The organism is Rhizobium sp. BE258 (genome assembly GCF_031457345.1).
Taxonomy (GTDB): Bacteria; Pseudomonadota; Alphaproteobacteria; order Rhizobiales; family Rhizobiaceae; genus Rhizobium.
This window is the reverse complement of sequence record NZ_JAVDWL010000001.1, coordinates 604,589-626,582: the sequence shown is the minus strand read 5'-3', so window position 1 is coordinate 626,582 and position 21,994 is coordinate 604,589. Positions and strand designations below refer to the sequence as shown.

The following is a 21,994-nucleotide window of genomic DNA, read 5'->3' as shown; positions in this document are numbered from 1 at the left end:
TCCCGAACTTAAGAATTGGAATCTGCCGTCAAATCCGGACACTGCTTTTCGGCTACATCATTGTCATCAACCCCGGCGATACGCCGGGCAATCGATCAACCGAAAGGATTTCGTCATGTCCAGACTTGCAAACAAGACCGCTCTCATCACCGGCGGCACCAGCGGCATCGGCCTGGAGACGGCCCGCCAGTTCATCGCCGAGGGCGCGCGCGTTGCCGTGACCGGCAGCAGCGCGGCCGGCGTCGAAAATGCCCGCAAGGAACTGGGCGACAAGGCGCTCGTGATCCAGTCCGACGCCGGAGACGTCGAGGGCCAGAAAAAGGTCGTGCAGCAGATCGAGGAAACATTCGGCCATCTCGACATTCTCTTCGTCAATGCCGGCGTTGCCCAGTTCGGTCCTATCGAAGGCTGGTCGGAAGCCGCCTTCGACAAGTCGATCGCGACGAATGTCAAAGGCCCCTACTTCCTGATACAGGCGCTGCTGCCGATCTTCGCCAAGGGCGCAGCCATTGTTTTGAACACCTCGATCAACGCCCATATCGGCATGCCGAACTCGAGCGTCTACTCGCTGACCAAGGGCGCGCTTCTGACGCTTGCCAAGACCATATCGGGCGAGCTTGTCGGCCGCGGCATCCGCGTCAACGCCGTCAGCCCCGGCCCCATCGCCACGCCGCTCTACGGCAAGCTCGGCATGTCGGAAGCGGACTCGAAGGCGATGGCGTCGCAGGTTCAGAGCCAGATCCCGGTCGGCCGCTTCGGCGACGCCAGCGAAGTTGCCAAGACCGTCATTTTCCTCGCTTCCGACGAAGCGTCCTATATCGTCGGCAGCGAGCTGATCATCGACGGCGGCATGAGCAATCTCTGAAGACCGAACTCGTTCGAAGCGCCCGCGGTGAATGAAGCGGGCGCTTTCGAGTAGCGCGGCGGCAATGATCACGCTTCGGTTGCGGTTATTCTATGCAAGGCAGGAAACAATCAGCGATTAGCCGGGAATGCCGCGCTTTATATTAGCGATTAGGCATGAAATGCTTGCATCACGGCCGTAAATCGGTTGTCCTTGGCGATGCCGTGAATGTGGGCAAGCTCGCCATGAAGAAGATTCAAGCGCGATTTCGATTTGCGGGCGAGCGCCGTCAGGTGACGGCACTTTTCTACGATATTGTCGGCTCTACCGAGCTGTTGCTGCGAACCGAGCCCGAACAGTTCTTCCGCTCCGTTTCAGCACTCCACCAAAGCGCGGATGCGATCATCGCCAAGCATGGCGGCTTCGTTCATCAGCGGCTTGGTGATGGCGGCTGTTGCTATTTCGGCTTTCCCAATCAATCCGAAGACGCCGCCGAAAGCGCGGTTCGGGCATCACTGGAACTGGTCGGATCCCTGACCAAGCCGAAGGGCCGGACAGGGCGGCCGCTGAAACTCAGAATCGGGATCGCCACCAGTTTCGTCGTCTTCTCCGCGGAGGGCGACGAAATCGTTGGCGCTGCGCCGATACTGGCGGCCCGCCTCCAGGGCGAGGCAGACCCGAATTCGGTGCTTGTGGCCGACTCGACTGTCCGCTTGACGCAAGGGGCTTTCGACTATTCCTTCATCCGGGAGGCCAATCTCAAGGGTTTCGACGAACCGGTCGCGCTCTGGCGTCCCAAGGACCGGCATCCGGCGGCGGCCAACGAACAGTCCATCGCAAGCGAGCGGCCGCCGCTCCGCGGCAGGACCAGCGAGCTTGCCATTCTTTCCGATGCGTGGCGTTCGGCCCTTGATGGGAGGGGCAGCTCGATCGCGCTGACCGGTGAGGCCGGCATCGGCAAATCACGCGTCGTCGATGAGTTCATCAGCAGGACAAAGACACGGCCGCAGGACCTTGCCATCCTGCAATGCGGCCGCCGTCTGGAGGGGCAGCCGCTCTTTCCATTCACGGCCTTCATCGACCGGCTTGGCGCTTCGCCCGCTCTCAGGGATGGCGGGATAGCGGCATTCAACGACGCCCTGGTTCTGTCGGGGCGGCCTGTCGATAGGAAGCTGATCGAGCCGCTCGCCAATTTCACGGCCAGCGCGACGACCGCGATGTCTGGCAGTCTCCGCACATCCGATCTATCCGGGCGCGCGTTCAGGCAGTCCGTCATCGAAGCCGCCGCGCATGTTCTCACCTGCAATGCACCGGCCTCTCCGGCGCTGATCGTCTTTGAGGATGTTCATTGGGCCGATGGCATGACGCTGGGGCTTCTGGAGCGTCTCCGGGCGCTGGCCGCCGAGCAGCCGATCCTCGTGATCCAAACGTCGAGGCTGGCAGGCGCACCGGCGGGCGCCACCGAAATCACCCTGTCCGGTCTGGCATCCGATGCGGTGCGGGACCTCGTAACCTCGATCTGGGGCAAGCCGGCGCCGCCTGGACTATCGGATTTCATTCTGGATCAGAGCGATGGCATGCCGCTTTACGGCGAGGAGCTGGCCAGCTTTTTCCGCTCGCGCAATGCGCTGGCCGGATCGCCCGCAGAGTGGAAAAGACAGCTGACGGAAGGCGGTGTGACGTCGCTCAACGATCTGCTGGCCGCCCGGCTTGCCGGAAGCGGGTCTGCCAGGCTGACAGCCCAGATCGCCAGCGTCATCGGCCGTGAGTTCAGCCTCCCGCTGCTGATGCATCTTCTCGACAGTATTGCCCGGCAGCCGCCCGACCATCCGGTCGCGCGGCTTATCGCTGAGGGGATTATCGAGCTCGTGCCCGAGGCCCGCGACACTTTCCGGTTCCGGCATGTGCTGATGCAGGAGGCCGCTTATGGCAGCCTCCTGAAAACCGACAGGCGCCGCATCCACCGGCTGATCGCAGAACGGTTGATCGGCGAGGAGGTGCCAAGCCTGCCTGCCGCAATCGCCGCCTGGCAATGCGCCGAGGCGGGATTGCACGAAGATGCGGCCAGGTTCGCCCTGGAAGCAGCCGAGGCCAGCGTCTCGCGCTCCGCCATGAATGAAGCTGGCATTTCGATCGCACTCTGCGCAGAGGAGCTCAGGCGCGTGACCGCGGCACGCAACGGCCGGGCCGACCTGCGGCTCAGACTGCTGGAAGTTCAAGGTGTTGTCGCGACCGCGCTCGAAGGAGAGGGCTCGAAAGCCGCCCAGCGGGTCTATTCGCGCGCCATGCAGCTGTTGCGGACGCAGCCGCCGCCGGTCCGCGCGAGGCATTTCCCGGTTTATTGGGGATGGTGGTTCACCGCGCCTACCGTGCTGGAGCAGCAGACCCGCGCCCGGATTCTCGTTGCCGACATGCAGAGCGTCGAGGATGACGAGACAAGACTTCAGTCTTTTCACTGCGGGTGGGCGACGAGCTTCCATGCCGGTGAGCACGAATTCTGTCTCGACTGTGTCTCCAGGGGACTTCATCTCTACGACCCCGAGCGGGCGGTCAGGAATCGTGCCTTCTTCGGCGGACACGATGCGAAGGTGTGCGGACTGGGCGAGAGCGCGCTTTCCTATCTGCTTCTCGGCCGTCCTGACGATAGCGAGAATGCGATCGCCACCTGCCTCGACTGGGCTGAAGCAACCAATCATGCCGGCACCATGGTGCACGCGCTCTATTATGCGATCGTCCTCAGGCGATGCCAGGACCGCTTTGACGACGTTCATGCCCTTGGCGAGCAGATGTATGCGCTGGCCGGCCGACACGGTCTCTCGGCCAGCCAGGCCCGTGCCAACATGTATTGTGGCTGGGCCGAGCTGATGCGCTCTGCAGGGCGCCGCGGGGCAGACCGCTTCCAAGACGGGCTGACGCTTCAGCAACAGCTGGGCACCGACGACAATCTCTCCATGCATAGCGACATGCATGCGCAGGTGCTGCAACTCACCGGCAGACCTGCCGAGGCCATGGAAGCGCTGCAAACTGCAATCGCGGCAGGAAGCGCAAGCGGCCAGCTGTTCTGGCTCGCGGAGCTCTACCGGCGGCGCGCCAATCTCAAGCGCCAGCTGCAGCACAAGGCGCCCGAAGTCATCAGGGATTTCGCAAAGGCAGTCCGCATCGCGGAAACGCAAAAAGCTGTCTGGCTCGCCGGGCGGGCAAAACGCGATCTCGATGAATTGGCAGGGCTTTGAGCCATGGACGAGATCGCGGGCGAAGCGTTTTCGGCCATGCTTGAGAACGGGCGGATACCCTCCCCGCCCGATCCTGCCGGGACCGTCCGGCGCATCCTTGAACGAAAACGTGACTACGGGATCACCAGGCTGGGTTCGGTGACCGAACTCGACTGGATCGGCATCCCGGTGGTCCAGGTGGTGCGGCCGCGCTCGCTCTCCGTCGCGGTCAGCCAAGGCAAGGGGTTGACCGTTCCACTGGCGGCGATTTCGGGGCTGATGGAATCTCTCGAAGGCTGGGCGTCGGAAAGGATCGACCCCGCGCGCGTCTTCGAGGGAACGCTTGGAGGGCTGGACCCTCAAGGATTTTGGACCCATCTTCAAGGAACAAAGGACACCGCACTATCCTGGATCAATGGCGTCGATCTGTTTTCGGGACAGGCAATGCCGGTTCCGCTTGGCCTCGCCGATTCCGCCTATACCTTTCCATCGCCGCATCCGGCCTGGATGCCTCGGGACACGACGGGCCTTGCAGCCGGGACAAGCCTCGAAGGTGCCGTTGCGCATGCGTGCCTCGAATGTCTCGAGCGTCACGCGCGATGCGAGGCGATGGCCACGCCGCATTTCTTCGATCGCTATCAGGTCGACGCGCGCTCCGTTCAAGCCGGCAAGGCTTCGGAAGTTCTGCGCCGCCTGTCCGGGACCGGCTTCATCATCGGCATCTGGAAAATTCCGGCGCCGCACGATCTGCCTGTCTATTGGTGTCATGTGATGGAGGACGCCGGTAGAGCTCCATTCGCGCCGTTACCCGCAGAGGGCTTCGGATGCGCGCTTACCGACGACGCGGCCCTGACATCCGCCCTGCTCGAGGCCTGCCAGTCGCGGCTTGGCGTCATCTCCGCCGCACGGGACGATATCAGCGCTGAACTCTACCGCTATCCTGATGAATCAGAGCTCTGGGAGTGGCGCGCGCAGCTTTCCCGTGGCGGGAGCGCTTTTGCCGAAACCGGCAGGCCTGAACAAGATCGCCCGCTCCGGCGGATCGGGCGCGCCCTTCGGCACGCCGGTGCAAGAGCAGCCATCCTGGTCAGCCTTCATGTGGATGAGACGATCCCTCTTCATGTGGTCCGGGTCATCACGCCACCGCTACAGACGAACCCGGAGGCCGATGTTGGGCGCTGATATCGTTGTATTCCTCGGCCCATCATTGGATGCGATCGAGGCGCAAACACATCTCGATGCAGTCTACGAACCTCCGGCAGGCGGCGGCGACATCATCAGAGCCGTGATCACGCACGCTCCGGCAACGATCGCGATCATCGACGGCGTCTTTGCGCAGGCGCCCGGCGTACGCCATCAGGAGATCCTGTGGGCGATGTCGAAAGGCGTGCACGTCTACGGCGCGGCCAGTATTGGCGCGCTGCGCGCGGCCGAACTCGCAGGCGAAGGCATGATCGGGCATGGCATGATCTATCGCTGGTACCGGCGGTTTCCGCTTGCCGACGATGCCGATGTCGCCGTGCCGATGGCACCAGTGGAATTTGGATCGCGAAGGCTGGGCGAGGCCATGATCGATATCAGACTGACGCTGAAGCAGGCGCAACGGGAGGGTGTGATCGGCGCATCCCTCCGGCGCCGGCTTGAAGCGGTCGCGCGCACGCTTCATTTCCGCAACCGGTCCTTCTCGAGCTTCATCTCGGCTGCAGAAAGCCATTTGGCGCTGACGAACGAAATAATGTCCTTGAAGAATTGGCTAAAGACTGGAGCGATCAGCCGGAAGAAAACGGACGCGATCTCTCTCCTGAACTATTTGAAATACCGGAGAAGAATAGGTTTCGAAACACCCATTCATTGCCATTTTGAGCTTACGGAAGCCTTCGCTTACGATATGGAGTCATGCAACTTACTCGACAATCTCTTGCCGAAAGTACAGTTTCTCTGATATAAGGCCGCCTGTTGCTTGCTTTGAACAGAAGCGACGGAGGCAGCCTTGGATGCCGTTACTCACCCGAAGAGCGCAGATCATCTGGCAGCTGTAGCGCAGCCATTGGGGACACGCTTCCTCATTTTTCCGCAGCCTCCCTACATCCTTGGGTATGAGAAGCCCGAAGTCGTGTGGATCGGACCGTCCGCCGGTCCCGTTCTCGCGGGGCCTTCCGACAAGCGCATGTATGTAGTCAGCCCGGCCGAGGAGAAGATCCCGTATCTCGCGCCGGATATTCCTCCCTATCCCGGGCTTTTGCTGCCGCCGGTTGAGCCTGGACCCGACGGACATTTTGATCATATCGGTCCGGATTCACCGCAATTCCTCTCGACGCACAGCTATGCCTGTGCCCGCCGCGTTCTCGATATCTGCGAGAGTTATGCCGGGCATGCCATCGGCTGGTTCTTCGAGCCGACGCTTGAGCGGCTAGAGATCGTCCCGCGCATCGCCCATTGGGAAAACGCACAATCCGGCTTCGGCTTCCTGGAATTGGGAGAAGAACAACCGGAGACCCCGGCATCCTGCTTCGCGCTGAATTTCGACGCCGTTGCCCATGAAATGGGGCATCTCGTGCTGCTCAGTGAACTCGGCATTCTCCAGAGCGACGGGCGTGGCAGCGATTTCTTCTCCTATCATGAAGCGGTCGCCGACCTGATATCACTGCTCGGCCTGCTGCAATTCGATACGGCGGTCGATCGCCTGCTGCGCCGGACCGGCGGAAACCTGCTCGTGCACAACGAGCTCGACCGTTTCGCCGAGCTCAGCGCCGAAAAGCAGCTGCGATCCTTCAACAACGCGCTTCGCCTCAGCGATGTCAGCAGCGAGGTGCACGACAGGTCGAAGCCGTTTGCCGCCGGCATTTTCGACTGTCTGATCGAGGTCTATCAATCGCTGCTCTTTGAGCGCGGATTGTCGAAGATCGATCCGCGCCGCTACAGCGACCTTCGCCAGCAGATGGCGCCGGCTCTGATCGAAGAAGCGCTGCGCAACTCAAGGCGATCCGCCGATCTGAACCATTTTGCCACCAAAGCCGCCCTGCAGGAGGCTCGCGACATCGTCGGCGAGGCTCTTGTCGGCTCGTGGCACGATCTCGAACCCGACAGCGTGACATTCCCAAATGCTGCCGGGGCATTTCTCGAGACCGCATGGCAGGGCCGCGGCTCCGCCTATATCGACCAACTGGAAGATTGCATGAGGTGGCGTGAAATCCTTTGACAACCTGAGGGGGACGCATCGATGACATATGAGAGCATTCCAGCACCTTCTGGACCCCGCTACGTGGCGGATGAGATCATCCTCTACGGGATCGATCTGAATGACACGAATGATACAGCCCATATTGACGTTGGATTTGCGAAAGGCACGGATCTTCAGCTTAAGCTCGCCAGCAATGTCGGCATCACAGCTTACACAGTGCTTGCTTATGGATACGCCTTCGAAGGGCACTGCTACAGGCTTGATACCACTCGCATCTTCATAATCACTGGGCCGATAGCACGACCTGCTGTCGGTTGCGGCTTTGATAAGCAAGAGAAATACCAGATGTGGCGGATCACGGCGTCCACGCAAATCCTGGAAATCTCGACGGCCTTTGCCGACGCGCGGGCGCTCATTCTGGAGGCCCAGTTGCCCGGCAAGAGATCACCGAGCTCATACGCGATAACGCTCAGAATGGCGCATCGCGGCGGCCGTTTGAGCAACGACTAATTCACCTTGCGAGAATAGGAGTTCGGTTATGCCGTGCAAAGTAATCGTCAGGTTTACAGAAGATCTCAGAGCAATCACAGTTTGGGACGGTTCCGTGCCCTACAAAGGTGTGAAAGTGGATGAGTGCGGTAAGCCAATTGATTCTGAGGTCACGCTTCAGAATCTCAATCCGGACGCGGGTGATGGCTATCAGATCGTTGTGGAGCTCAGCGGCACCTCCGGTGTGGTTGTGATCTGTGAAGAAAATACCCCTAGTAGCTATAATGTGCCTGCCGAAAGTGGTGCGGCGGGTGTTCTTTACTATCCGAAGAACGGCGCGGCCCTTGGAGACAAGCTTAGCCAACTTGAGAAGGACGTTGGCCAGTTGAAACTGACGATCAAGGCGGACGGCGCTCCACGTTAGCGGCAAAAGGCGACCGCCATCCGATGACGCTGCTGCAGCTAGTGAGGCACATGAACTTATACAATGCCTGACCCCAAGTTCACGCTAGACTGCTGCGGAGCCTCAAGGCCGGATCCTGCCATATCCGGAAGCCGCCTTTGAAAGCGTTTTCGTTGTCGCCGAGGCGGCAATTGTCCGGCAGGTCCTTGATCTTGTCGACATTGCCGCCACCGATGACGATATAGTCGGGCTGCAGGGCAGCGCGCAGGCGCTCGGCGACATCCGCCACGGACTTCCGCCATTTGGCCTTTCCATCCGCCTCCAGCCCGCGGAGGCCGACATAGTCCTCGAAGGTCTTTTTCTTTTTGTAGGGAAGATGCGCCAGTTCCATCGGCAGACAGACGCTGTCGGCGACCATCGCCGCGCCCAGCCCGGTGCCCAACCCGAGAAACAGCATGCGCCCGCCCTCGTAGCTGCCGATCGCCTGCATCAAGGCGTCGTTGACCAGCTTCAGCGGCTTGCCGAAGGCCTTTTCGAAATCGTAGTCCTTCCATCCGGCCGCAAGATTGTGCGGATCAAGCGAAGGCTTGTTGTCCGAGACAGGACCCGGATAGCCCATGCCGATGACATCGTAATTCCAGCCCTCCGCCATCTCGCGCACCGCCTTCACCATCTTGTCGGGCGACATGTCTGGCCCCGAAACGACGGCGCGCTTTTCGCCGCCGGTGCTCAGGTGGACTTTCACATGTGAGCCGCCGAGATCGATGGCGAGCACCGTTTGCGTTGTCTGATGCGTTTCGGCGGCGTTGTTGGGCGTGTCCATGAGGAAATCCTGCTTCTTCCGACGGAGTTGATTTGAAAAGGCGCGGGCACTTCCGCGTTCGGGCTAGTGCGTGGTGACCTCGATCCTGAAATCACGGCCCTCCCAGCTGTTGCGGTCCTTCCAGAAAATCGTGAAGGAGATCGCCGATCCCGCTGGGAAAGCGGCGGTCGGCACGTCGGCGAGGTGGGTGCCCATCGAACTATCGGCCGTATCGATATCCTGCGTCGTTTTCCAGCCATCGGCAGACCAATGGATCAAAGCGGGCTCGAACAGTTCGAAGCGTAGCAACCGGCCAGATGGCACATAGTCCGTCGTCGAATTCGTGCGCCAGACCCAAGGCGCCGGTACCGGCTTACCCTGCACATAGCGCTTCAGCGTCTGCGGCGGCATGTCGAACACCGCCCCATCCTTCAGCGATCGCAACAGCTTGATATGTTCGGCATGCGCCCAGACGAGCGGCATGGCGCTTCCCGAGGGACGGCCGAGGAATAGCTCCTTGTCGGCAATGTCCGCCTCGTCCCAGATCTGCTCCGGCAGCAATCCGCCATCGCTTGCCGATGCTTCCAGCGTTGCGAGCAACCGCGCCGCCTCATCTTTTCTTCCGGCCGCAATTTCGAAATGCGCCCGCTCGCCTGTCAGAAGCGGCCAGAGGCGGCCGATACCCGCGCCATCAAACGGCGAGCCGTCTTCCTTCTCACCGTAGCCATCCTCGTTATAGCGATACCAGTAGGGCCCGGCGGGAAGATCCCGCTTTAGCAGCGAGTCGATCGCCTTGACCGTGTTGACGATCCGCGGATCGTCCGCCGCCCGCAAACCGAAACGCACCAGCGCCAGCGCATCGGGGCTGACGAGCAGGCCGGATTCCAGCGTCATACCGGCATTGTCGCGGTTCTTGATCGGCACCAGTGCGGGTGACCGCGCATGGCCTTCGCCGGTGAAACTGCCGATCCGCATGTAATAGCCGTCGATGCCGAGGCTTTGCGACAGCGCCGTATTCCTCGCATAGGTCCAGCTTTCGATCTGCTCGTTCCAGCTGTCTGCGACTTCCCTCAGATAGCGCGCCAGATCGCGGTCCGATACAGCGTCCATAGCGTCCGCAGCGGCCAGCAGCCCGGCGATCTCGACCGCGAGCGTGAAAGGCGAGAAGCCGCCATCTTCCTCCCACCGGTCCTGCTGGGTTGCCGGGCCGTTACGGACGACGTATCGGGCCGCGGCCCTGACCATGCCCTGATAGCGCCCGGCATCGGATGGACCAATGACCTTGGCTCTGAGCAGCATGTCATAGAGCAGCATCGGAAAAGCGGTCTCGTCCATCTGGATGCCCTTCCAGTAGGGCCGCCCGTCGAGCCAGGAATTCTGCACCCAATGGCCGTCGGCCTCCTGGGTCGCGACCAGATAGTCGAGAACCTCGAGCGCATCGGCATGTGCTCCGGCCGCGAGCAGCCCGCCTGCCGTTTCGACGAGATCGCGCGTCCAGACAAGATGATAGCCGCCAAGATCATCATCGCCCTTCGACGAGCCCCAGGGAATGGAGAGGCTGGCAATGATTGCGCCCGAGGCATCGTCACGATGGGTGGCGAGGACGGCGGTGCTGACGCGATAGCGGTTGAGTTCGCGCGGATCATGCGGCTCATCGAGGGGAAGCAGCCCGCTCTGCCATGTACGCCATCCGGACTTGTAGGCTTTGAGTGCGGGCTCGATGCCCTGCTGCAGGCTGAGCAACACACGGAAGGCCGCCTCTTCCGGCTGCGTTCCGAAGCCGAGCGCGATCAGCGCCCGGCCCCCGGTCTGCGACAGATCGAGCGTGCCGCCGAGCGCCACATTGCCGTCTTCGGCGCGTTGATACTCCTGCCGCAGCCCCTCGCCGCGCGACAATGTCTGCCAGGCATCGGAAAAGCCGACGAAACCGGCCGAACGGGCAAGCCACGGCACCGACGAGGCAACGGCCAGCGACCGGCCTGTCCCATAGGCGAAGAGCATCGGATGCCCCTTGAAATCGTCGTACCAGCCGGTGTTGTTGGCGCCGCCATTGACGAGATGCGGCGATATGATTGCGTGAAGCTGGTAGTCGGAGAGCGCCCCAATCAGCGCCTCGAACTGGATCTCCTGCAGCACGACTTCGCGGTCGGGATCCGAAAGGATCGTTTTGGTGATCCGGTAGCGCCCGTCCTTCGCCGTGTTGATCAGCCGGAATGCCGGAACGCCGTCCTCCAGCGTCTCGACGACATGATCGGCGTCACGCTTTTCCTCGGAGAAATAGTCCTTCGCGGTGACGGCGAAGCCGAAATCGCGGATGCTCGCCTGATCGAGCCGCGGCGCGTAGACCTCGTTGAGGATACCGTGGCTGGCGGTGAACCAGACCTGACCGGCTTCCCCGGGCGCGCGCCCAACGGCGGACTTGTCGCTCGATGTCCAGCGCGGCAGAATTCCGGGTGCCCCCGGCGGCGTGGTCGGCTGCGTCAATGGTCTGATCCTTCGTTCGCGCCTTATGCGAGAACCGCTCCGCATTCTGGGAAAGGACGCGCGAGTGCAGGCTCAGCAAAGCACCTGAAACGGAACCTGTCGAGGACAGAGTGAACGGCGAAGCCGTGATGGCGGCAAGGTGACGCGGCGAATGTCAGCCGGCAGGAGCGAATTGGCTCATGGCGCCGAGATAGGGTTTGGGAAGCGGTGAGGCATAGGAGCCGCGCTTGCTGGTCGACAAACCAAGCGATACCAGCGCCTCCGCCTGCTTGACCGCAGCCGCGACGCCATCGACGACGGGCACGCCGTAATGCGCCTGCAGCTCGCGGGCGAGATCGGTCATGCCGGCGCAGCCAAGCACGATCGCCTCGGCGCCGTCCTCTACAAGGGCGCGTTCAATCTCGGCCCGCAGCTTGCCGATCGCCCCGGATGCCTCGTTCTCCAGTTCGAGAACCGGAATGTCGGAGGCCCGCACCTTGGCACGGTCGCCCATGCCATAGCGGCGAACCAGATTGTCGATCAGCACCCGCGAACGCTCCAGCGTGGTGACCACAGTGAAGCGCTGGGCCAGAAAGCCGGCGGTGGCAACAGCGGATTCGCAAAGGCCGAGCACCGGGACGTCGCAGAAGCTGCGAGCCGCCTCCAGCCCGGTATCGTCGAAGCACGCGATGATGGCCGCATCATAGCCTTCCGCCTGCCTGTCCTTCAGCTCCGCGAGCAGCCCCGGCAGCGCCATGGCGCCGTCATAGTGGCCCTCGATCGAAACGGGCCCCATGCGCGACGTCGCGGTGATGATCTCCGTGCCTGCAGCAGCGACCGCGCGGGCTGCAACCGCGGCCTTCTCTGTCATCGAGGCCGTGGTATTCGGGTTTACCAATAGTATGCGCATGTTACCTGATCTTTGCCTGCCGGCGGCCAAGCATCATCATGATGCCGAGCGTGCCGAGGATGATGGTGAAGGAGAAGACCGTGGTGACCGTGCCCAGCGCATAGAGCACCGGCGTCGTGACATTGGTGGTCATCCCGTAGATTTCGAGCGGCAGCGTGTTGTAGCTGCCCGACGTCATCAGCGTGCGGGCGAATTCGTCATAGGAGAGCGTGAAACCGAACAGGCCGACGCCGATCAGGCTCGGCAGGATCATCGGCAGAACCACATGGCGGAAGGTCTGCCAGGAGGTGGCGCCAAGATCGCGAGCCGCCTCTTCATAGGCCGGCGAGAAGCGGTTGAAGACGGCAAACATGATCAGCACGCCGAAGGGCAGGGTCCAGGTCAGATGGGCGCCGAAGGCCGAGGAATACCAGGCGGGCTTCAGGCCGCTCTGCTGGAAGACCACGCCGATGCCGAGCGAGATGATGATCGAGGGCACAACGAGGCTGGCGACCGTTGCGTAGAACAGCGCCGTCGCGCCGCGGAATTTTCTGCGGAAGGCAAGGCCCGCCAGCAGCGAGACGACCACCGTGACGATCATCACCATCAGGCCGAGCGTGAAGGAGCGCTTGAACGACGCCCCGAAATCGCCGACCGCCTGCCTCTCGAACAGATTGGCGAACCAGTGCAGCGAAACGCCGTTCAGCGGGAAGGTCAGGCCGCCGTCCGGCCCCTGGAAGGACAGGATCAGGATCGCCGAAAGCGGCCCGTAGAGGAAAAGCACGAAGACGATGAAGAATGCCGTCAGCGCGTAGAATTCGAGGCCGCGTCTTTCACCGTTCATCTCAAAGCTCCTTGCGGATATCGACGACACGCAGGATCGCGGCGACCATGAGCAGCACGACGACCAGCAGCACGACGGCGTTGGCGGCGGCGGCCGGATATTGCAGCAGCGACATCTGGTTCTTCATCATCAGCGCCACCGAGGCGCTCTGGCCGCCGGACATGACCTGAACCGTCGAGAAATCGGCCATGACCAGCGTCACCACGAAGATCGAGCCGATGGCGATGCCGGGCTTTGCCAGCGGAATGACGACGTTCCAGAGGACCTGCCAGCCGGATGCGCCGGCATCGCGCGCCGCTTCGAACAGCGAGCGGTCGATGCGCATCAGCGTGTTGAAGATCGGGGTCACCATGAACAGCGTGTAGAGATGGACCATTGCAAGCACCACGGCGAAATCGGAATAGAGCAGCCATTCGATCGGCTGCGGCACGATGCCTGATGAGACGAGGGCGGAATTAACGAGACCGTTGCGGCCGAGCACCGGGATCCACGAGATCATGCGGATGATGTTGGACGTCATGAACGGCACGGTGCAGACGAGGAAGAGGATCATCTGCGTCGAGGTCTTGCGGATGTGAAAGGCCAGGAAATAGGCGACCCAGAAGCCGATGAACAGCGTCAGCGCCCAGACGATAACGGTGAATTTGAGGGTGTTGAGATAGGTCTTCCAGGTGACCCACGAGCCGAGCGTATCGGTGTAGTTCATGGTCAGGAAGGCCGGATAGAGCCCGGCGAAGTCGTAGTCCCAGAAGCTGACGACACCGATCATGGCGATCGGCAGGATGAAGAAGATGCCGAGGATGACGAAGAGTGGCACCGCCTGGAGATAGGAGATGGCGGCAAGCGGCATGCGGAAGCCGGTGCTGCGGACGCGGCCGATTTTCTCGTTTGTCTCTGCAGAAGCGATCGTCGCCATGTCTTCGGTCTCCATCTGATCTGGCCGGTGGGCTGCATCCCCACGGCCCTCATCCCTGTGCTTGTCACAGGGATCCAGCCGACGCGCGTCTGCGCGGCGAGAAGAATCTTTCAGCCCAAGGACTTGGGCTGGCTGGATTCCTGTGACGAGCACAGGAATGAGGGACATCGGTAGCCCCTCTCCCCGTCAAAGGGAGAAGGGCATTTGCAATCGCCTTAGGCAGCGATGAACTCGTTCCAGCGGCGGACCATGTAGCGGTCTTCGTCCATGACCGAGTTCCAGCAGGCGACGTGGCCCATGCGCTCCTCGAAGGAGCCGCCATCGCGCACCGCACCGGCCTTTTCCATGACCTTGCCGTCCGGGCCCTTGATGTCGCCCTTTGCAGCCTTGCCCTCGATCCAGTAGCCCCATTCGTCTTCCGACATGAACTTCTTGGCGGTGTCCATGCAGGCGGAATAGTAGCCCTGGCGGTTGAGGTAGCCGCCGACCCAACCGGACGTGTACCAGTTGATGTATTCGTAGGCGGCGTCGAGTTCCTTGCCCTTGAGGTGCGAGGCAAGGCCGAGACCGCCGCCCCACGAGCGGTAGCCTTCCTTGAGCGGCTGGAACTTGCAGGCGATGCCCTTGGAGCGGACGGCGGCGACGGCCGGCGACCACATCGACTGGATGACGACTTCGCCCGATGCCATCAGGTTGACGGACTCGTCGAAGCTCTTCCAGAAGGCGCGGAACTGGCCGTCGCCCTTGGTCTTGATCAGGAAGTCGATCGTCTTGTCGATCTCTTCCTTGGTCATGTTGCCCTTGTCGGCATATTTGATGTTGCCGGCCGCTTCCATGATCATCGCCGCATCCATGATGCCGATCGACGGAATGTTGAGGATCGAGGTCTTGCCCTTGAAAGCAGGATCGAGAATGTCGGCCCAGCTGGTGATATCGCGGCCGACGAGATCGGGACGGATGCCGAGCGTATCGGCATTGTAGATCGTCGGCATCATCGTGAAGAATTCGGTCTCGCTCTTGGCAAAGGTCTTGGCGTCCTTGGCCTCGACATAGCCGACGGTGTGCGGCGCCGTGCCCTGCGCGATGACGCTGTCAGCCTTCAGCTTGCCGGTCTTGAAGAGCGGTACGACCTGATCGTAATATTTCAGCTTCTTGGTTTCCATCGGCTGGATGACGCCGGTCGGATAGACCTTCTTCAGGATCCAGTATTCGATGTCGGCGATGTCGTAGCTGTCAGGCTGGGTAACGGCGCGCTGCGCTGCGGCATCGGAATCGGTCGCCGTCATCTCGAGCGTGATGCCGAGGTCGGCCTTGCACTTCTCGGCGATGTCGTTGAGGTTCGAAACGCCTGTGCCGAACTGGCGTAGCGTGATGTTGGACTGCGCCCAGATCGTCGGGAAGCCGGTGATCAGGCCCGAGCCTGCGGCAGCACCGATCGCCGCAGCGCCGGTCTTCAGAAGCGAACGGCGGGAAATCCCGGCCTCCGTGTTGGTTGTCGTCTTTTCAGTCGTCATGTCAGTTCCCCTTTTTTTGATGGCAAGGTTCATGCACGGCCAAGGAGGACGGCGTCCTCGAGGGCCCAACTCAGAGACACCGCATCGCCGACCGATACGGGTTTGGCGAAATAATCGCCGTCGCTCGCGATGACCGTGAAGTCGTCACTGCCCGCACCGATGACGGTGAGTTTCACCGTCGCGCCGCGATATTCGATGTTGGAAACGACGCCGCCGAAGCCGAGCGTCTTGTCGCTGGCCGCCTCAAGACGGACGCGATCGGTACGGATGCCGATATCGACGGCTTCGCCCACAAGCCTGCCGTCGCCGCGCACCGAGAAGGTCTGCCCCTCCGGCGCCTCGAGCACCAGCATGTCGTCCTTGACGGAGGTCACGCGGCCCGAGAGAACATTGTGGTCGCCCATGAAGCGGGCGACGAAAGCCGTCGCCGGACGCTCGAAGACCTCGCGCGGAGGCGCCGCCTGCTCGATCTTGCCGTCGTTCATGATGACGATCACATCGGCGAGCGCCATCGCCTCTTCCTGGCTGTGCGTCACATGCACGAAGGTGATGCCGAGCGTCTTCTGCAGCTTCTTGAGTTCAGCGCGCATGCGGATCTTCAGAAACGGGTCGAGCGCCGATAGCGGCTCGTCGAGCAGCAATGCTTCCGGATCGGTAATCAGGGCGCGGGCAAGCGCCACACGCTGCTGCTGGCCACCGGAGAGCTGCGCCGGCCGGCGCGTCGCATAGGCCTCCATCTGCATCAGCTTCAGCATCTCGAGCGCCTTGGCCCGGCGCTCGTCCTTCTCGACGCCCTTCATCTTCAGGCTGAAGGCGACGTTGTCGATCAGGTCGAGATGCGGAAACAGCGCGTAGGACTGGAACATCATCGCCGTGCCGCGCTTGGCGGGCGGAAAGTCGGTGACGACGGTATTGCCGAGGCGGACATCGCCGGAGGATATGCTCTCGTGACCGGCGATCATCCGCAATGTCGAGGTCTTGCCGCAACCGGATGGACCAAGGAAGCAGCAGTAGGATCCCGCCGGGATCTTGAGGCTGATGGCATGCACGGCCGTCGTGCTGCCATAGACCTTGGAAACGGATGCAATATCGATCTCTGCCGCTTTCGACATCATGTCTTCCCCTGTTCGAGTAAGACAATGCATCTGCCGTGCCAGTTTCTGCTGCACTGCGTCAAAGCCATGGGATTCAACGGAAAACAGGATTAGACTGGCTTAAGCGCAAATTAGAGGCAGTGAAAATTCTGCACAGGAAATAGGCTTTCGTCTGCAATTTACGCAGTATATCGTATACAATTTGATCGCCATTTTGCGCGCAAAATTCGTTTAACTTCTGATGCAAAGCTGGCTATCATTGCGGCTGTAATCAGGTACCCGTTTTCATGACTCCTTCAGCCAACGCGCTTTTGCAGGCAGACGATTCAGCCGACACCGGCACCCAGCAGATCCGCGATGCAATCCGCGACGCGATCGTCGAACGCCGGCTCGCGCCTGGAACGAAACTGTCGGAAGCCGATGTCGGCAATCTCTTCAATGTCAGCCGCACGCTGGCCCGCGCTGCGCTTCAGGCGCTCTCTTACGAGGGGCTCGTCAGCGTCGAGAAAAACCGCGGCGCCTTCGTTGCCTATCCCTCGCCAGATGAAGCGAAGCAGATCTTCGCGGCCCGCCGTCTCGTCGAACCGGGCATCCTGCGCGAGGCAGCCGCCCGCATCACGCCATCGCAGATCCAGCACCTCCGCCAGCTGCTGCAGGAAGAAGGACGCCTGATCAGCGAGCGCGGACAGACAGCGCGCCGGGCCGAAATCAAGGCTTCCGGCGACTTCCACCTGACGCTGGCATCGATATCGGGCAACGCCATCATGCAGCGCTTCATGGAAGAGCTGGTGGCCCGCTCATCCCTGGTCATCGCCCTCTACGGCCAGTCCGCCGTTTCCAGCTGCGGCCATTCCGAGCATGGCGACATCGTCACCGCCATCGAGGCCGGCGATCTCGACCGTGCCTGCCATCTGATGGTGCATCACATCTCCCATATCGAGGCCGACCTCGATCTTCGCGAGCGCAAGAGCTTCGGCCTGAAGGAAGCTTTTTCGATCTAGCCAAACGCCCTTCGGCGCCGTCGGTCGCTCTACCCGGCCGGGCGGATGCAGCACGCTCCCCGAGCAAATCCCTGCTTTTCTTCCGGAATTCCCGCTCTAGTTCCAAAAAGAGGAGCCGCTTGCGGCGGGGATGACGAGGAGCAACTGATGAGCGGAGCGCCGTTGAAAAGCTTGCCGGAGCAGCCGGAACTGCAACGGGTGATGGGACCGGGCCTGCTGCTGCTCTTCATCGTCGGCGATATTCTCGGCACCGGCATCTACGCGCTGACCGGCCAGGTCGCAGCCGAAGTCGGCGGGGTCGTCTGGCTGCCTTTCCTGATTGCTTTTGTGGTGGCGCTGCTGACGGCGCTCAGCTATCTCGAGCTGGTGACGAAATATCCGCGGGCGGCCGGCGCGGCGCTCTACACGCACAAGGCCTTCGGCGTCCACTTCCTGACATTCCTGATCGCCTTTGCCGTCATGTCCTCCGGCATCACCTCGGCATCGACAGCATCGCGCGCCTTTGCCGCCAATTTTTCCGAGGCCTTCGGCTTTGAATTCGGCGACTATGGCGTCACCTTTATTGCCGTCGCCTTCATCGCGCTAATCGCCGCCATCAACTTCCGCGGCGTCGGCGAAAGCGTGAAGCTCAACGTTGTCCTGACGATGGTCGAACTGACCGGCCTGCTGATCATTATCGGCATCGGATTCTGGGCGATTGCCGGTGGTGAGGGCGACGTATCACGCGCCTGGACCTTTCAGCCGAGGAGCGAGCACGGCGTGTTCTGGTCGGTCATCGCCGCCACGACGCTCGCCTTCTTCGCCATGGTCGGCTTCGAGGATTCCGTCAACATGGCCGAGGAATGCAAGGAGCCGAGCCGGATCTTCCCGAAGGTGCTGCTCGGCGGCCTGTTGATCACAGGCGTTATCTACGTGCTGGTTGCCATCTCGGCGATCACGCTGGTGCCTGCGGCCGAGCTCGGTGAAGGCGAGACGCCACTGCTGAAGGTGGTGCAGGCGGGCGCGCCGAACTTCCCGATCGGTATTTTCGGCATCATCACCATGTTCGCCGTCGCCAATTCGGCGCTGATCAACATGATGATGGCGAGCCGGCTGATCTACGGTATGAGCCGCGAAGAGGTCCTTCCGGCCGCTCTCGGCAAGGTTCATGCCGCGCGCCAGACGCCCTATATCGCCATTGGCTTTACGTCACTGCTGGCCGTCGGCCTGATCCTGTTTGCCGGCGGCGTGCCGGCGCTCGGCGGAACCACGGCTCTGCTGCTGCTCGGCGTCTTTGCCGTCGTCAATATCGCCGTGCTGGTGCTACGCCGCGACAAGGTCGATCACCCGCATTTCCGCACGCCGACCATCGTGCCGGTCCTCGGCGCGGCGACCTGCCTGTTCCTCGTCGGCCCCTGGACCGGCCGTGATCCGGTCCAGTACGTGATCGCCGCCTGCCTGATCGGCATCGGTGCGGTCCTCTGGTTCGCGACGATCGGCTTCATGCGAAGCGCGAACCAGAATGCCTAATGCGACGACTGTTGCTTGGCGCGGGCGACGATCTGCGTCGGATTGACGAACTGCAGGGCGATGATGAGCCAGAAGAGCGTCGTGATCATGTAGATCACCGCCATCGCATCGATCGACTGCGCGGCACGAACGCCGGAGGCAAACACTGCGTAATAGAGCGAGACGACCAGCGTCTGCGTCGTCGGCCCCGAGATCAGGAAGGTCAGCTCGAACATCGCGATGGTGCGAACCAGAACCAGAAGCAGCGCCGCCAGCATGCCGGGCAGAAGCAGCGGCAGCAGGATGCGGATGAAGAGGCTCGTGGTCCCCGCCCCGAACACCCGGGCCGCTGCTTCGATGCGCGGATCGATCTGTTCGATGAACGGGATCATCACCAGCACGACGAAGGGGAAAGACGGCACGAGGTTGATCAGCACGAGGCCCCAGAACGTACCGCCGAGGCCGAGCTGATAGAGCACGGTCGCAAGCGGAATGCCGTAGGTCAAAGGCGGGATCAGCAGCGGCAGCAGGAAGAGCAGAACGATCAGCTTCTTGCCGGGGAAGTCGCGACGGGCCAGCGCATAGGCCGTCAGCACCCCGAGAATGCCCGAGATCACCGTGACCGTGAAGACGATCTGGAAGGTGACGAGCACGACGCTCGATAGCTGGAATTCCTTCCAGGCGCTGAAATACCAGCGCGTCGTCCAGCCCGCCGGCAGCCATGTGCCGAGCCAGCGCGTCGAGAAGGAATTGATGATGACGACGGCGATGACGGCCAAGAGGTTGAGGATGAACAGTCCTGCAACGGCCCAGACGGCGAAGCGCCAGATTTTCGATGTGAGGCCCTGGTCACGGATCATGGCTCAGCCTTTCGTGCCGCCGGCAGGGCCGCGATAGAAGAACGAGCGGCAGGCGAGAACCGCCACCACGACGACAAGCTCGACAGCCCCCATGATGAGCGCGATCGCCGAGCCCAGTGAATGGTCATATTGCTCGAAGGCAGCCTGATAGGCCGCGATCGAGATGACGCGCGTCGGCCCGGCCGGCGCACCGAGCAGAACCGCCGAGGGGAAGACGGCAAAGGCCTGCACAAATGCCAGGCAAAAGGTGACGGCGAGGCCCGGCACCAGAAGCGGCAGGAAGACGCGGAAGAAGCGCTTGCGCGGACCGGCCCCCAGCGTTGCCGCCGCCTGCTCGATCGCCGGATCGATGCCGGTGATGTAGGAGAGCGTCAGCAGGAAGGCGAAGGGAAAGCCGGTGATCAGCAGCGAGGCGAAGACGCCCCAGTAGTTGTTGGTCAGCTTGACCGGCGCATCAAGGATGCCGATCAGCAGCAGCGTCTGATTGAACCAGCCGCGCGGGCCGAGGAACGTCAGCAGGCCATCGGCGACGAAGACCGTTCCAAGCGTGATCGGCAGCACCAGGATCGTCGTCAGCAGGCGCTGGCGCCGCATCAGCCGGACGCGGAACGCGATTGGCACGGCGAGCGCCAGATTGAGGATGGTGACAGGCAACGCCAGCCACATCGTAGCGCCGATGGTGTTGTACTGGAAGGGATCGCTGAAGAACTTGGCGTAATTCGCATACCACGCGCCGCCATCCTTCGGCGTCAGCGAATCCACCACGCCATAGAAGAAGGGATAGACGAACAACGCGAGCATGAAGATCAGGCCCGGCAGCACCAGCATCGTCGTGCCGTCGAGCCCGCGGACCGCAAGCCGGGTGCGAAGCGATGGCCCGCTCATGCAGCCGTTTCCTTGAAGAGTAGCGCCCGCCCTGCAGCCGGCTGCAGGAAGGTCGCAGCACCGCGCGGCAGCACATCGTCGGAGCGGAAATAAAGATCGGAGCCGTCAGCGGATTTAGCCAGGCCGAAGAAGGCGCGGCCGCGATATTCCATGCTGCTGACGGTGGCGGGAATGCCATCGCCGGCGACCGCGACCAGATCTTCGGGGCGCACGGAAAGCACCGCGGCATCGCCCACCTGAAGCGGCGTGCGCATCGTGCCGGTCAGCCGCGCCGGGCCAACCTCGATCTGCGCCTCGTCACCCGACACCGAGGTGACGCGGCCGCGGATACGGGTGCGGAAGCCCATGAAATCGGCGACGTTCAGATTGACCGGGCGCTGGTAGAGATCCTGCGGCGTGCCGATCTGCTCGATATGGCCCTGGCTCATGACGACGATGCGATCGGCCAGCGATAGCGCCTCGTCCTGGTCGTGCGTCACGTAAATTGTCGTCGAGCCGATCTGGTCGTGAATGCCGCGGATTTCGGCGCGCATTTCAAGACGGAGCTTGGCGTCGAGATTGGATAGCGGCTCGTCCATCAAGACGATCGGCGGACGGATGACGACGGCACGCGCAATCGCAACACGCTGCTGCTGGCCGCCGGAGAGCTGGCCGGGCAGCTTGTCTGCCTGGCTTTCGAGCCGGACGAGCGCCAGCGCATCGTTGATCCGCTTGTCCGCTTCCGGCCCCTTGATGCCCTGCATCGCCAGACCGAAGCCGACATTCTTGCGCACGCTCATATGCGGGAAGAGCGCGTAGCTCTGGAACACCATGCCGAAGCCGCGCTTTTCGGGCTCCAGCTGGTCGATACGGCCGCCGCCGAGACGGATTTCACCGCCCGAGAGTGCCAGCAGCCCGGCGATACAGTTGAGCGCCGTCGACTTGCCGCAGCCCGACGGGCCGAGCAGTGCGATGAACTCGCCGGGTTCGATCGCAAGATCGATACCGTCGAGCGCGTTATAGGCGCCGAACGAGCGGCGGAGACCATCAAGCTCGAGACGGGCTTTGTTGCGCGACGACGGCGCTGCGTTCTGGGCGGGCGCGTTCAATCGAAACTCCATATATATCGA

General features: G+C 62.1%; 19 protein-coding genes. 9 read left to right on the top strand and 10 right to left on the bottom strand.

The genetic code is table 11. The features are described from left to right. Positions 1 to 115 precede the first annotated feature (115 nt). From J2X43_RS03025 to J2X43_RS02995, 7 genes are all read left to right on the top strand, one after another. Positions 116 to 865, top strand: coding sequence for an SDR family oxidoreductase (locus J2X43_RS03025; RefSeq protein WP_112388671.1), 750 nt, complete (start codon positions 116 to 118; stop codon positions 863 to 865). 224 nt (positions 866 to 1,089) lie between these two features. After that, complete coding sequence (locus J2X43_RS03020; protein ID WP_112389031.1) at positions 1,090 to 4,077, top strand: AAA family ATPase; 2,988 nt, start codon at positions 1,090 to 1,092, stop codon at positions 4,075 to 4,077. 3 nt (positions 4,078 to 4,080) lie between these two features. Beyond that, positions 4,081 to 5,238: a YcaO-like family protein gene (locus tag J2X43_RS03015; protein WP_112388672.1), complete on the top strand. Its 1,158-nt coding sequence runs from the start codon at positions 4,081 to 4,083 to the stop codon at positions 5,236 to 5,238. Next, a complete protein-coding gene (locus tag J2X43_RS03010) occupies positions 5,228 to 5,998 on the top strand; it encodes a TfuA-like protein (protein WP_112388673.1) in 771 nt (256 codons plus the stop codon). The genes J2X43_RS03015 and J2X43_RS03010 overlap by 11 nt, the downstream gene beginning before the upstream one ends. A gap of 48 nt (positions 5,999 to 6,046) precedes the next feature. After that, complete coding sequence (locus tag J2X43_RS03005) at positions 6,047 to 7,255, top strand: hypothetical protein (RefSeq protein ID WP_112388674.1); 1,209 nt, start codon at positions 6,047 to 6,049, stop codon at positions 7,253 to 7,255. 21 nt (positions 7,256 to 7,276) lie between these two features. After that, on the top strand, positions 7,277 to 7,747 hold the full coding sequence (locus J2X43_RS03000; protein ID WP_112388675.1) for a hypothetical protein: 471 nt from the start codon (positions 7,277 to 7,279) through the stop codon (positions 7,745 to 7,747). A 94-nt stretch (positions 7,748 to 7,841) separates the two neighbouring features. Continuing rightward, on the top strand, positions 7,842 to 8,150 hold the full coding sequence (locus J2X43_RS02995) for a hypothetical protein (protein WP_162706000.1): 309 nt from the start codon (positions 7,842 to 7,844) through the stop codon (positions 8,148 to 8,150). A 79-nt stretch (positions 8,151 to 8,229) separates the two neighbouring features. Here the strand turns inward: J2X43_RS02995 and J2X43_RS02990 are convergent, their stop codons facing one another. From J2X43_RS02990 to J2X43_RS02960, 7 genes are all read right to left on the bottom strand, one after another. Further along, positions 8,230 to 8,952: an ROK family protein gene (locus J2X43_RS02990; protein ID WP_112388677.1), complete on the bottom strand. Its 723-nt coding sequence runs from the start codon at positions 8,950 to 8,952 to the stop codon at positions 8,230 to 8,232. 63 nt (positions 8,953 to 9,015) lie between these two features. Next, entirely contained in the window at positions 9,016 to 11,460 is a 2,445-nt protein-coding gene (locus J2X43_RS02985) for a glucan 1,4-alpha-glucosidase (RefSeq protein ID WP_112388678.1), read from the bottom strand. Between the two features lie 109 nt (positions 11,461 to 11,569). Then, on the bottom strand, positions 11,570 to 12,304 hold the full coding sequence (locus J2X43_RS02980) for an aspartate/glutamate racemase family protein (protein WP_112388679.1): 735 nt from the start codon (positions 12,302 to 12,304) through the stop codon (positions 11,570 to 11,572). Between the two features lies 1 nt (position 12,305). Next, positions 12,306 to 13,127, bottom strand: coding sequence for an ABC transporter permease (locus J2X43_RS02975; protein ID WP_112388680.1), 822 nt, complete (start codon positions 13,125 to 13,127; stop codon positions 12,306 to 12,308). Position 13,128: 1 nt separating this feature from the next. Continuing rightward, positions 13,129 to 14,043 (bottom strand): ABC transporter permease, encoded by a 915-nt coding sequence (locus J2X43_RS02970; protein WP_112389032.1) that lies wholly within the window; start codon positions 14,041 to 14,043, stop codon positions 13,129 to 13,131. A 215-nt stretch (positions 14,044 to 14,258) separates the two neighbouring features. Beyond that, a complete protein-coding gene (locus tag J2X43_RS02965; protein ID WP_112388681.1) occupies positions 14,259 to 15,557 on the bottom strand; it encodes a PotD/PotF family extracellular solute-binding protein in 1,299 nt (432 codons plus the stop codon). A gap of 29 nt (positions 15,558 to 15,586) precedes the next feature. Beyond that, the gene (locus J2X43_RS02960; RefSeq protein ID WP_112388682.1) at positions 15,587 to 16,669 is read right to left on the bottom strand and encodes an ABC transporter ATP-binding protein; all 1,083 of its coding nucleotides are present in this window, start codon (positions 16,667 to 16,669) and stop codon (positions 15,587 to 15,589) included. Positions 16,670 to 16,938: 269 nt separating this feature from the next. Between J2X43_RS02960 and J2X43_RS02955 the strand changes: the two genes are divergently transcribed. After that, positions 16,939 to 17,652, top strand: coding sequence for a GntR family transcriptional regulator (locus J2X43_RS02955; protein ID WP_112388683.1), 714 nt, complete (start codon positions 16,939 to 16,941; stop codon positions 17,650 to 17,652). A gap of 147 nt (positions 17,653 to 17,799) precedes the next feature. After that, entirely contained in the window at positions 17,800 to 19,161 is a 1,362-nt protein-coding gene (locus J2X43_RS02950; protein WP_310290784.1) for an APC family permease, read from the top strand. On the opposite strand, the gene J2X43_RS02945 is transcribed toward J2X43_RS02950, so the two are convergent. Genes J2X43_RS02945 through J2X43_RS02935 form a run of 3 tightly spaced genes read right to left on the bottom strand, consistent with a single transcriptional unit; the run spans position 19,158 to position 21,985 of the window. Further along, the gene (locus J2X43_RS02945) at positions 19,158 to 20,000 is read right to left on the bottom strand and encodes an ABC transporter permease subunit (RefSeq protein ID WP_112388685.1); all 843 of its coding nucleotides are present in this window, start codon (positions 19,998 to 20,000) and stop codon (positions 19,158 to 19,160) included. The genes J2X43_RS02950 and J2X43_RS02945 overlap by 4 nt on opposite strands. 3 nt (positions 20,001 to 20,003) lie before the next feature. Further along, complete coding sequence (locus J2X43_RS02940; protein ID WP_112388686.1) at positions 20,004 to 20,885, bottom strand: ABC transporter permease; 882 nt, start codon at positions 20,883 to 20,885, stop codon at positions 20,004 to 20,006. Next, entirely contained in the window at positions 20,882 to 21,985 is a 1,104-nt protein-coding gene (locus J2X43_RS02935; protein ID WP_112388687.1) for an ABC transporter ATP-binding protein, read from the bottom strand. The genes J2X43_RS02940 and J2X43_RS02935 overlap by 4 nt, the downstream gene beginning before the upstream one ends. Positions 21,986 to 21,994 lie beyond the last annotated feature (9 nt).

Excerpts from the sequence above, each read along its gene's own strand:
- J2X43_RS02950 (WP_310290784.1), top strand. The coding sequence starts at position 17,800 with ATGAGCGGAGCGCCGTTGAAAAGCTTGCCGGAGCAGCCGGAACTGCAA.
- J2X43_RS02955 (WP_112388683.1), top strand. The coding sequence starts at position 16,939 with ATGACTCCTTCAGCCAACGCGCTTTTGCAGGCAGACGATTCAGCCGAC.
- J2X43_RS03020 (WP_112389031.1), top strand. The coding sequence starts at position 1,090 with ATGAAGAAGATTCAAGCGCGATTTCGATTTGCGGGCGAGCGCCGTCAG.
- J2X43_RS02965 (WP_112388681.1), bottom strand. The coding sequence starts at position 15,557 with ATGACGACTGAAAAGACGACAACCAACACGGAGGCCGGGATTTCCCGC.
- J2X43_RS02975 (WP_112388680.1), bottom strand. The coding sequence starts at position 13,127 with ATGAACGGTGAAAGACGCGGCCTCGAATTCTACGCGCTGACGGCATTC.
- J2X43_RS02970 (WP_112389032.1), bottom strand. The coding sequence starts at position 14,043 with ATGGCGACGATCGCTTCTGCAGAGACAAACGAGAAAATCGGCCGCGTC.
- J2X43_RS02960 (WP_112388682.1), bottom strand. The coding sequence starts at position 16,669 with ATGTCGAAAGCGGCAGAGATCGATATTGCATCCGTTTCCAAGGTCTAT.
- J2X43_RS02985 (WP_112388678.1), bottom strand. The coding sequence starts at position 11,460 with ATGCGGAGCGGTTCTCGCATAAGGCGCGAACGAAGGATCAGACCATTG.
- J2X43_RS02935 (WP_112388687.1), bottom strand. The coding sequence starts at position 21,985 with ATGGAGTTTCGATTGAACGCGCCCGCCCAGAACGCAGCGCCGTCGTCG.
- J2X43_RS03015 (WP_112388672.1), top strand. The coding sequence starts at position 4,081 with ATGGACGAGATCGCGGGCGAAGCGTTTTCGGCCATGCTTGAGAACGGG.
- J2X43_RS02990 (WP_112388677.1), bottom strand. The coding sequence starts at position 8,952 with ATGGACACGCCCAACAACGCCGCCGAAACGCATCAGACAACGCAAACG.
- J2X43_RS03025 (WP_112388671.1), top strand. The coding sequence starts at position 116 with ATGTCCAGACTTGCAAACAAGACCGCTCTCATCACCGGCGGCACCAGC.
- J2X43_RS02980 (WP_112388679.1), bottom strand. The coding sequence starts at position 12,304 with ATGCGCATACTATTGGTAAACCCGAATACCACGGCCTCGATGACAGAG.
- J2X43_RS02945 (WP_112388685.1), bottom strand. The coding sequence starts at position 20,000 with ATGATCCGTGACCAGGGCCTCACATCGAAAATCTGGCGCTTCGCCGTC.
- J2X43_RS03000 (WP_112388675.1), top strand. The coding sequence starts at position 7,277 with ATGACATATGAGAGCATTCCAGCACCTTCTGGACCCCGCTACGTGGCG.
- J2X43_RS02940 (WP_112388686.1), bottom strand. The coding sequence starts at position 20,885 with ATGAGCGGGCCATCGCTTCGCACCCGGCTTGCGGTCCGCGGGCTCGAC.